This is a genomic window from Methylobacterium sp. WL9 (assembly GCF_008040035.1).
GTDB classification, from domain to species: Bacteria; Pseudomonadota; Alphaproteobacteria; order Rhizobiales; family Beijerinckiaceae; genus Methylobacterium; species Methylobacterium thuringiense.
In genome coordinates, this window is sequence record NZ_VRVE01000046.1 from 22,323 (window position 1) to 32,682 (window position 10,360).

The 10,360-nt window shown below is 64.3% G+C and carries 10 protein-coding genes; 7 read left to right on the forward strand and 3 right to left on the reverse strand.

Annotation, left to right across the window (positions count from 1 at the left end; translation table 11 throughout):
* Positions 1 to 32: 32 nt before the first annotated feature.
* The 4 genes from FV217_RS14145 (at position 33) to FV217_RS14160 (ending at position 3,457) form a co-directional block, all read left to right on the forward strand.
* Positions 33 to 1,247 (forward strand): molybdopterin-dependent oxidoreductase, encoded by a 1,215-nt coding sequence (locus FV217_RS14145; RefSeq protein WP_147817818.1) that lies wholly within the window; start codon positions 33 to 35, stop codon positions 1,245 to 1,247.
* 11 nt (positions 1,248 to 1,258) lie between these two features.
* Entirely contained in the window at positions 1,259 to 1,561 is a 303-nt protein-coding gene (locus FV217_RS14150) for a cytochrome c (protein ID WP_147817819.1), read from the forward strand.
* Between the two features lie 83 nt (positions 1,562 to 1,644).
* Positions 1,645 to 2,934, forward strand: a complete 1,290-nt coding sequence (soxC, locus tag FV217_RS14155) for a sulfite dehydrogenase (protein WP_147817820.1) — start codon at positions 1,645 to 1,647, stop codon at positions 2,932 to 2,934.
* Between the two features lie 31 nt (positions 2,935 to 2,965).
* Positions 2,966 to 3,457 carry a cytochrome c gene (locus FV217_RS14160; protein ID WP_246682786.1) on the forward strand — a complete coding sequence of 164 codons (492 nt, stop codon included), beginning with the start codon at positions 2,966 to 2,968 and terminating at the stop codon, positions 3,455 to 3,457.
* A gap of 64 nt (positions 3,458 to 3,521) precedes the next feature.
* Here FV217_RS14160 and xsc read toward each other — a convergent pair whose 3' ends face one another.
* Positions 3,522 to 5,297 carry a sulfoacetaldehyde acetyltransferase gene (xsc, locus tag FV217_RS14165; RefSeq protein ID WP_147817822.1) on the reverse strand — a complete coding sequence of 592 codons (1,776 nt, stop codon included), beginning with the start codon at positions 5,295 to 5,297 and terminating at the stop codon, positions 3,522 to 3,524.
* Here xsc and FV217_RS22910 point away from each other — a divergent pair.
* Genes FV217_RS22910 through FV217_RS14175 form a run of 3 tightly spaced genes read left to right on the forward strand, consistent with a single transcriptional unit; the run spans position 5,238 to position 7,492 of the window.
* Positions 5,238 to 5,501: a hypothetical protein gene (locus tag FV217_RS22910; RefSeq protein WP_187272561.1), complete on the forward strand. Its 264-nt coding sequence runs from the start codon at positions 5,238 to 5,240 to the stop codon at positions 5,499 to 5,501. The two genes, xsc and FV217_RS22910, sit on opposite strands and share 60 nt — an antisense overlap.
* Before the next feature lie 18 nt (positions 5,502 to 5,519).
* A complete protein-coding gene (locus tag FV217_RS14170; RefSeq protein ID WP_246682787.1) occupies positions 5,520 to 6,281 on the forward strand; it encodes an IclR family transcriptional regulator in 762 nt (253 codons plus the stop codon).
* 38 nt (positions 6,282 to 6,319) lie between these two features.
* Positions 6,320 to 7,492, forward strand: a complete 1,173-nt coding sequence (locus tag FV217_RS14175; RefSeq protein ID WP_147817824.1) for an acetate/propionate family kinase — start codon at positions 6,320 to 6,322, stop codon at positions 7,490 to 7,492.
* Between the two features lie 549 nt (positions 7,493 to 8,041).
* Here the strand turns inward: FV217_RS14175 and FV217_RS14180 are convergent.
* Positions 8,042 to 9,259: a site-specific integrase gene (locus FV217_RS14180; protein WP_210245139.1), complete on the reverse strand. Its 1,218-nt coding sequence runs from the start codon at positions 9,257 to 9,259 to the stop codon at positions 8,042 to 8,044.
* A gap of 293 nt (positions 9,260 to 9,552) precedes the next feature.
* A complete protein-coding gene (gene gph, locus FV217_RS14185; protein ID WP_147817826.1) occupies positions 9,553 to 10,251 on the reverse strand; it encodes a phosphoglycolate phosphatase in 699 nt (232 codons plus the stop codon).
* Between the last annotated feature and the right edge of the window lie 109 nt (positions 10,252 to 10,360).

Genomic DNA, 10,360 nt, shown 5'->3' on the forward strand with positions numbered 1-10,360 from the left:
ACGAAGAGCGGTCGTTAACGATGGAGGAAGCCATGTTGCATCGACGTAACGTCCTGCGCGGAGCGGGCGCCGCCGCGCTCGTCGCGGTGGGACCGTTCGGAGGGCGTTCCGCCCGGGCAGCCGGTGCCGGGGACGTCACGCTGCCATTCGGCAATGGCGAGCGGCCTCTGGTAACGTATCCCGGCAAACGCCCGCTGATCCAGATGACGAGTCGGCCACCGCAGCTCGAAACACCGTTCTCGGTGTTCGACGAGGGAGCGATCACACCCAACGACGCCTTCTTCGTGCGCTACCACCTCGCCGGCGTGCCCACCGAGATCGACCCGGAGACTTACCGCCTCGAGATCAAGGGAAAAGTCGACAAGCCATTGTCGCTTTTGCTCGCTGATTTGAAGAAGCTCGACGCGGTCGAGATCACGGCGGTCAACCAATGCTCGGGCAATTCCCGCGGCTTCTTCGAACCGCGTGTCGCCGGCGGTCAGCTCGCCAACGGTGCCATGGGCTGCGCGCGCTGGAAGGGCGTTCCGCTCAAGACTGTGCTCGGACTAGCGGGGATCCAGCCTGGCGTGAAGCAGGCGGTGTTCGAAGGACTCGACGGACCGGTGCTGGAGGCGACCCCGGACTTCGCCAAGTCGCTCGGCATCGATCATGCCGCCAACGGCGAGGTCCTGCTGGCCTACGCCATGAACGGCGAGGATCTGCCCTTCCTCAACGGCTTCCCGCTGCGGCTCGTCGTGCCGGGCTATTACGGCACCTACTGGCTCAAGCACCTGAACGCGATCACTCTGATCGATACCGTCTTCGAGAGCTTCTGGATGAAGCCGGCCTACCGCATCCCGGCCAATGCCTGCGCGTGCACAGAGCCCGGCGGCAAGATGCCGGCGGAGACAGTACCGATCAATAAATTCAACGTGCGCTCGTTCGTGACCAACTTGCCCAACAATTCCAAGATCAAGGCCGGCAGGACGCCCCTGCGTGGCATCGCCTTCGATGGCGGCTCCGGCATCAAGGAGGTCACGGTTTCGACCGATGACGGAAAGAGCTGGGCACCGGCCGCACTCGGCAAGGATCTCGGCCGCTTCGCCTTCCGGCCCTGGAGCCTGCACGTCGACCTCGCCGAGGGGCCGCACGCGATCCGGGTCAAGGCGACGAGCCAGGATGGGCAGACCCAGCCGATGGATCAACTCTGGAACCCACCCGGCTACATGCGCAACGTCGTCGAGACGACGCGCGTCACGGCAAGCTGAGGGAGCCCACCATGAACCGCTTCAGTACGGCGGCTCTCGCCGCATTCTGGCTGTCGACCAGCGCCGCGTTCGCCGCTCCGAAGACCTACGACCTGCCCCAGGAGACGGCGAAGCTGCATCCGGGTCCCGGAGTCGAGGTCGCAGAGGCCCATTGTCTGACCTGCCACTCGCCGGACTACATCGCCATGCAGCCGGCCGGAAAGGGCCATGCCTTCTGGACGGCCGAGGTCACGAAGATGATCAAGGTCTATGGTGCGCCGATCGAGGAGGCCGACGCCAAGGCGATCGCGGATTATCTGGCGGCGACATACTGACCTTCGACGCGCGGGCACGCGCTTGGAGGCGCGTCCCAGCGTTCGTCGAACATGAGGCGTCCCGGGGATGGCTGGGGGAAACCATGAGTCAACAAGAAGAGACAGGCTTGGTCGACCGGCCGGCTAGATCCCGGCGACAGATCCTGGCTGCAGGCACCGCCCTGGTCGGCGGTACCTTCGCCGATCTGGTGGCGAACCCTGCTAGGGCCGAACCGACCGCGAGCACGGACAATACGCCCCCCAACGTACCGCGATGGATGCGGGAGCCGGGTGCGGACGTCGGCAGCCAGCCCTACGGCCTGCCATCGCCGTTCGAGAAGGGTATCATCCGCAACATCCCGAAGAACGGCAAGCAGTACACCTCCTCGGCCAGTCGCACGCCGCTGCAGGATCTCGATGGCATCATCACGCCGAACGGATTGTTCTACGAACGTCATCATGGCGGCATCCCCGACATCGATCCGGCGCAGCATCGTCTGATGATCCATGGGCTGGTCGAGCGGCCCCTTCTCCTGACCATGGACGAGCTTCGGCGATTTCCGACCGAGTCCCACATCTACTTCCTGGAATGTTCGGGCAATCCCGGCTTCGAAGTGATCAAGCAAGGCAAGACGGCGTCGGATCTCGTCGGCTTGGCGAGTTGCTGCGAATGGACGGGAGTCAGACTCAAGACGATCTTGGACGAGGTCGGCCTGAAACCGGATGCCAGATGGGTCGTCGCCGAAGGCGCCGATGCGGCCGCGCTGACGCGCAGCGTTCCGATCGAGAAATGCCTCGACGACGCCCTTCTCGCCTTCAGCCAGAACGGCGAGCGGCTACGCCCGCAACAGGGCTATCCGCTCCGCCTCCTCCTGCCGGGCTTCGAGGGCAACATGAACGTCAAGTGGTTGCGCCGGCTCAACGTCGTCGCCGAACCCGCCTATTCCCGGGAGGAGACGTCCAAATACACGGACTCGATGCCCGACGGCTCGGCGCGCCAGTTCACGTTCTACATGGAAGCCAAGTCGATCATCACGCGCCCTTCCGGGACGCACAGCATCGAAAGGGGCTTCAACGAGATCACGGGCCTCGCCTGGAGCGGTCACGGGCGCATTACCGGGGTCGAAGTCTCGGTTGACGACGGCAGCACGTGGAAAGCTGCGCAGCTTCAGGAACCGGTCCTGAACCGTGCCTTCACCCGCTTTCGCTATCCTTGGACCTGGGACGGCCGTCCGACGGTCATCCTGAGCCGCGCGACAGACGAGACGGGCTACATTCAGCCGAGCTTCGCCGATCTGACCAAGGTTCGCGGTATGAAGTCCTTCTACCACAACAACGCGATCGTTCCCTGGCGGATCGCGAGCAGCGGCGCGGTGTCGAATGGCTACCTCTAGGGCCGCGTGCTTCCTCGCCGTTCATCTGGCGATGGCTGGCGCGTCCACTCACGCCGGAGAGCGTTTCGGGTTCGGACGCGCGCCGACGGCCGACGAGGTCGCGGGGTGGAACATCGATATCGATCGCGACGGCCGAAAACTGCCACCGGGGCAGGGCAGCGTTGCGAAGGGTCGCGCGCTCTTCACGGCCCAGTGCGCCGCCTGCCACGGCGCGAAAGGCGAGGGTGGCATCGGCGACGGATTGGTCGGCGGTCGGGGCTCTCTGGCATCCGCCAAGCCAATCAAAACGGTCGGCAGCTTCTGGCCTTACGCTCCGACGCTGTTCGACTACATCCGCCGCGCCATGCCGATGAATGCGCCGCAATCGCTGAGCCCTGACGAAACCTATGCGGTCGTCGCCTACATCCTCAACCTAAATGGGCTCGTGGCCGACGACGCGGTCATGGACGCCGGTACGCTACCGGCGGTGACGATGCCGAACCGAAATGGGTTCGTTCCGGACCCGAGGCCTGACGTTCGGTAACGGCGGATGCCGATGTGGGCGGCAGATGACTTTGCCGCCCACTCCTTCCGTCGCAGTGCCTGGATCAGGCCGGACGCTGGTGCCGCATGTCGGCCTTGTCGATGCCGGCGACCTGAACCGGCTTTTTCATCGCGTCCCGACGGAAGGGCTCGCCGAGTTCCTGGTTCAACATCACCTCGATGAAAGTGGTGACGCCCTTGCTTTGCACCTCGCCGGCACGCTGGATCGCCTCCGTCAGCGCCCTCTGCGTGTCGACGCGCACGCCTTCGAAGCCGCAGCCCTCGGCGATCTTGGCGTAGCTCAGCTTCGGGTCGAGCTCCGTCCCGACGAAGTTGTTGTCGTACCAGAGCGTCGTGTTGCGCTTTTCTGCGCCCCACTGGAAGTTGCGGAAGATCACCATGGTGATGGCCGGCCACTCGTCGCGGCCGATCGAGGTCATCTCGTTCATCGAGATGCCGAAGGCGCCGTCACCTGCGAATCCGAAGACCGGCGTGTCCGGGCTGCCGATCTTCGCGCCGATGATCGATGGGAAGGCGTAGCCACAGGGGCCGAACATGCCCGGCGCCAGGTATCGGCGCGGCTGCTCGAAGCTCGGATAGGCGTTGCCGATGGCGCAGTTGTTGCCGATGTCGGTCGACATGATCGCGCCGCGCGGCATTCCCGCTTGAATCGCGCGCCAGGCCTGACGCGGCGACATCTTCTCGCTTTCGCGTTCGCGCGCCTCCGAGTTCCAACTCGTGCCCTCGTCGTCCTCCTCGTGATCAATCGAAGACAAGGCCTGTGCCCAAGCCGACTTGGTGCGGTGGATCAACGCTTGCCGCTCTTCGCGGCCGGCGTTGCCGGCGCTGCTGGAGAGTTGCTCAAGCAGTTCGCGCGCAACGTGCTTGGCGTCGCCGCAGATGCCGACTGAAATCTTTTTCGTAAGGCCGATCCGGTCGGGATTGATGTCGACCTGGATGATCTTGGCGTTCTTCGGCCAGTAATCGATGCCGTAGCCAGGCAGCGTCGAGAACGGGTTGAGGCGGGTACCCAGCGCCAGCACCACGTCGGCCTTAGCGATTAGCTCCATCGCCGCCTTCGAGCCGTTATAGCCGAGGGGGCCAACGGCCAGCGGATGTGAGCCCGGAAACGAGTCGTTGTGCTGGTAGCCGCAGCAGACCGGCGCATCGAGCCGCTCAGCCAGTGCGACGGATTCCGCGATGGCATCGCCGATGACAACGCCCGCACCGTTGAGGATTACCGGGAACTTGGCGCCGGCCAAAAGTTCGGCTGCGTCGGCGATAGCCTGCTTGCCGCCCGTCGCACGTTCCAGCCGCACAATCTGCGGAAGCTCGACGTCGATGACATGAGTCCAGTAGTCGCGCGGAATGTTGATCTGGGCCGGGGCGCAACCGCGCCACGCTTTCTCGATCACCCGGTTCAGGACCTCGGCGACGCGGGTCGGATCGCGGACTTCCTCCTGGTAGCAGACCATGTCTTCGAACAGCGCCATTTGCTCGACTTCCTGGAAGCCGCCCTGGCCGATGGTCTTATTGGCCGCCTGCGGCGTCACCAGCAGCATCGGCGTGTGGTTCCAGTAGGCCGTCTTGATCGCGGTGACGAAGCCGGTCACGCCGGGACCGTTCTGGGCCACCGCCATCGCCATCTTGCCGGTCACGCGGGAGTAGCCGTCAGCGATGAGCGCGGCGTTGCTCTCGTGCGCGCAGTCCCAGAACGTGATGCCGGCCCGCGGGAACAGGTCCGACACCGGCATCATCGCGGAACCGATGATGCCGAAGGCATGCTCGATTCCGTGCATCTGCAGAACTTTGATGAAAGCCTCTTCCGTGGTCATCCTCATGGCGCGCTCTCCCAGCCTGGCTGTGCCAAGTCATTGACGGTCGTTCGTAACCTCGGACGGCGGCGCATCGTCGTGGCGGCCAGACCGAAACTGGGTGAGGACGTGCAAGATCCGTCGCCTCTCGCCCAGGCTGAAACTATCCGCGATCAACAAGGGCGCGCAACAAAAATATCGTTTTTTTGCTTTTTTCATTCAGGAAAATGAAATATGAAGTCGTCAACCATGGATGACGCCACAGAATCCTCGCCGGCCCTCAAGGCTTTCAGCCTGCTGGAGATCATCGCAGCGATGGATCACGCGCCCACGCTCGCGGAGCTCACGGAAACCGCGAATCTGCCGAAGCCGACGCTGCACCGGTGGCTCAGCATGCTGGAGGGAGCGGAGTTGCTGCGCCGTTTGCCGGACGGCCGACGCTACGAGCTGGCGTCTCGCGCCACCGCACTCGCCTTCGCAATCCTCTCGAACAATCCCGGCTCGACGCAGCGCCACCAGATCCTGGAGCGTGTCGTCCGCACCCTTGGCGAATCCTGCAACCTCACGGTCCTGGAGGGCAGTGAGGTCATGTATCTCGACCGCGTCGAAGCGGCCGCGCCCCTGCGTGTCGCATTCCAGAAGGGTTCGCGCGTTCCGGCTCACGCCTCCGCCAGCGGCAAGATGTTCCTAGCGATGATGCCGCCGGCTAAGTGCGACCGGGTGATCGGCACCCTGACGCTCGAGCGCTACACCGCCAACACCCTCGCCGATGCCGATGACCTTCGAGCGGAACTCAGCCGGATCAAGTGCGACGGCTTCGCCTTCGACGACGAGGAATTTCTGTCTGGTCTGTTCTGCGTAGCCGTGCCGATCTTCGATCGCAACGGCCGTGACTGCATCGCCGCGCTCGCACTCCAGGCCCCGGTAATGCGGCTGTCGCGCAGCAATGCCGCCGAACGTCTCCCTGTCCTCCGCGAAGCGGCCGAGGCCCTCGCCGTGACACTCCAATAAGCGCCGCCAGGCGCATAACCCGAGAGGAAAAGCGCGCCATGGACAAAGCCATCCTCATCCTCAATGCCGGATCGTCGAGCGTTAAGTTCGCGCTGTTCCAGGCAAGGTCGCTCGAGCCGCTTTGCCGGGGCGGTATCGAGGGGATCGGCAGCAAGGCGCAGTTCGGCGGATCCTCGGGACGGGAAGCCGCCTTGTTCGACAGGGAGGCCCTGTCGGAATCTAGCAACCACGAGGCCGCGACCTGTTGGTTGCTCGACGCCATCCGGCGTTCGGAGCATGTCGCCCTCGTTGCGGCAGGGCACCGCGTCGTCCATGGGGGGCCGGATTTCTCGACGCCCGTCGCGATCGACGATTCGGTGATGGCCGCCCTCGACGCTTTGGTCCCCCTGGCCCCAGCGCATCAGCCGCACAACCTCGCGGCGATCCGGGCGGTGGCGACGGCATGGCCCGGCCTGCCGCAGGTCGCCTGCTTCGACACCGCCTTCCACCGCACGATGCCCCGCCTCGCCCAGATCTTTGCGATCCCACACGAACTCACCGATCAGGGTCTCGTCCGCTACGGCTTCCATGGCCTGTCCTACCAGCACATAGCCGACGTGCTGCCGGGCATTGCCGGCGAAGCTGCGAAGGGCCGGGTCATCGTCTGCCATCTCGGCCACGGCGCCAGCCTCTGCGCCATGAGCGAGGGCCGCAGCATCGCCACAACGATGGGCTTCACGGCCCTCGACGGCCTGATGATGGGCATGCGCTGCGGCGCCATCGATGCCGGGCTCGTGCTACACCTGATCGAGCAGCGCGGCATGGCCCCGGCCGAGGTCTCCGAGATCCTCAATAGGCGCTCCGGCCTGCTAGGCGTCTCCGGCCTCAGCAATGATGCGCGCACCCTGCTCGCCAGTGAGGATCCTCGCGCGGCGGAGGCTCTCGATCTGTTTGCCTATCGCGTGGTGCGCGAGGCGGGCTCGATGATGGCAGCTCTCGGCGGCCTCGACGCCCTCGTCTTCACTGCGGGAATCGGCGAGCGCTCCGCCCGGATACGCTCGACAATCTGCCAAGGCCTGAACTGGGCCGGAATTGCTCTCGACGAGGCACGGAATGCAGTAAGCGCATCCTGCATCAGCGAAGACGGTTCTAAGGTCCCCACTTACGTCGTAGCCGCCGACGAGGAATTGCCGATCGCACGCGCCGTCACCCGCGTGGGAATAATAGATTGAGCTGATTTGCACTATGTGCGGTTCGGCGTCTGAAGGGCCAGCGGCAGAAAGCAACACGTTCCGTGCACAGCTCTCGGTGCCGGACATTCAGCGCAATTAAGCCGGAACCGCGACCGCGAAGGTGTGAAGCCGATCGCCGTGAGCAAGACTAGTACGATGGCTCGGAAGCGCGTTTGGTCAATCCGCGCGAAAAGAAACAGGCCTGTCAGTACGCTTACCAGCACGACTGGCAGTGCGATCGCGAGATTCGAAATGAGGGCCGCAGGCAGGAGATCGAACAGATCTAAAATCGCGAGCGATTAATCTTGGAAAAACCAAGGTTAAGTTTTGAAAACGGCCTGTTGGATTCACGGATCCCAGCCCCTTATGAGGCACCAGGCAGCCGGCAGGTTCGCTCAAAGATCGCCACCCAGAGTTGGTTTGATTACAATTAATGTTCACCATCTTGGACGCTCAGGGCTGGTACCATCCGTCAGATTTCCACCACCAGGCTCGCGCTAGCAATTCTTCGTCGGGAAGGATGCTGAGATCCGGAACCGGCCGGCGGCTTCATGCAACCGCCTTCAACTCGGCCGGTCGATTCACCAGCGCTGACACGTGGCTGCTCCACGCCTCGAAGGCAGCGCGGATCTTCGGGATGGCGTCGTCACGGTTATAGATCGCCTCGAGATCCTCGCGGGCATGGCCAAGCGCCAACTCGGCGGTGTCCGGGTCGATGCCGAGCCGAGACAGTCCCGTGCGGAACGTTCGCCGAAGATCGTGCAGGCAGAAGTCGACGCCTGATTCCTTACGGAGACTATCCACGAGCTTGGTCCAGCCGTTTATCTCCTGTCCGGTCCTTATGGACGGGAATACCAAGTTGGAACGTGCGTCTTGCGGGCAGAGGTCCAATACGGTCCGCAACTGCGGAGCGATCGGCGCGATGTGGCCTCGGCCCTGCTTCGTAAATATGGCCGGCAAGTTTAGCACCTCGGTCAGCTCTTCAACCATCGCCCAGGTAAGCCCGGCACCCTCGCCGCGACGGCATCCCGTCAGGATCAGAAAGCGAATCAATCGGCCCACCGCCGTGTGCAAGTTGGTGGCGTGCCAGAGCTTCACGAGCTCGGCGTCGGACAACGCTCGACCCTTCATTTCCTTGGACAGCTTGTCCGCCCTTGTCGCGCGCTGCTTACGGTGGCCTGCGAGAGGATTGACGACCAGAACCTTCGCGTCAGCGACACACCACGTCAGGAAAGCGCGGCTGCGCTTACGGAAATCGTCGGCTGCTCCCAGGCGCCCCTGGGATACGATCGAGTCGATGATGCTCGCGTATTCGGCGCCCGTGATCGTCGTGACATCCCGGGAGAGCAGCCGGCCCATCCTGATTCGCAGGCTGCTCATCACCGATTTGCAGTTCACGTAGCGACGCCGCTCAAGATCGCGCTCGTACCGGTCCAGTAGGTCGCCGAGCTTGCTTCGATCCTTGACCTTCAGTTTGGCTCGTTCGGCCAATGGGTCGGCGCCGCGAGCGATATCGCCGAGGACGATCAGTGCGAGCTTGCGCGCATCCGACACCTTGGGCACCGCGTCGAGCGATGCGAGTTTCATCTTCTTCGTGTTGGCAGCCCGCCCCCTGCCGGGAGGTCGATAGCTCAGGAACCAGCTTTTCCCGCCCGGTCGAACGCGCAAGCAAAATCCGGGAACGACGGAATCCCATAGCAGAGCGTCGGTTTCACCGGTCCGCAGCACGAAGGCCGCAGCCAGCGTATCGGTGAGCTTTTCCTTCATCGGACCGGGCTCCGGGTAGCACATGGGCAGCACGGGCATGCGAAACTTCCGCACCGCCACGTAACCCTTGATATCCCAGAAAATCAAACAGCGACAGTCGCTTAGGGTGGCCGCTATATACCCCTGTAGACCCCCTTATACGGGGTGCGACACTCTTCACACGGGAAAGGTCGCAGGTTCGATCCCTGCACCGTCCACCATTTTCTACGTGATCCTTTCAGCTTCGCCTCCGGGATCGTCCGCTGCATCGGCAGCGGCGCGGGGTCGCGCTTGCCGACGTCGTCGGGGCCGGGTCAGGCCGGCACGAGGTCTGCCACCGCCGCCGGCAATGCGTCGAAATGGTCGATGATGCGGTCGGGGGCGAGGTCGCGCATCGGGATCGCCGTGTAGCCGAAGCTCACGCCCACCACCGGAATGCCGGCCGCCTTGGCCGCGTCGACGTCGGCGCGTGAATCTCCGACCATCACCGCGCGGGCCGGATCGCCCCCGGCCCGTTCGACGGTGCCGGTGATGTGGCGCGGGTCTGGCTTCGAATACGCGAACGTGTCCTTGCCGACGATCGCCGCGAAGCGGTGCCCGAGGCCGAGCGCGCCGAGCAGGTCGACGGCGTGGCGCTCGACCTTGTTGGTACAGACGGCGAGCAGGAATCCCTCCGCCTCCAGCCGGTCGAGGGCCGTGGCCACGCCCGGATAGAGCCGCGACCGCTCGGCGAGATGCGCCCCGTAATGCTCCAGGAAGTCCTGGAACAGCCGTTCGAGCCGCGCCGGCTCCAGCGTTTCCCCGGCCGCCGAGAACCCCCGCTGGATCAGCGCCCGCGCGCCTGCCCCCAGCAGGTCCCGCGCCTGCTCCAGCGGCAACGCCGCCAGCCCCTCCCGATCCAGGATCACGTTCAGCGTCCCGATCAGGTCGCCCGCAGTGTCCGCAAGCGTCCCGTCGAGGTCGAACACGGCGATCTTCTTCAGGGTGGAGGACGTTTTCAGAGTGGAGGACATGGAGGCTCGCGCGGCGAGGTTTCCCGACATCGCTGCTTGCGGTCGGCTCGCGGCGATCGGAGGTCATCGCGGCACTGCCGGGCGCGGAGGATGCCGAGCAGCTCAACGT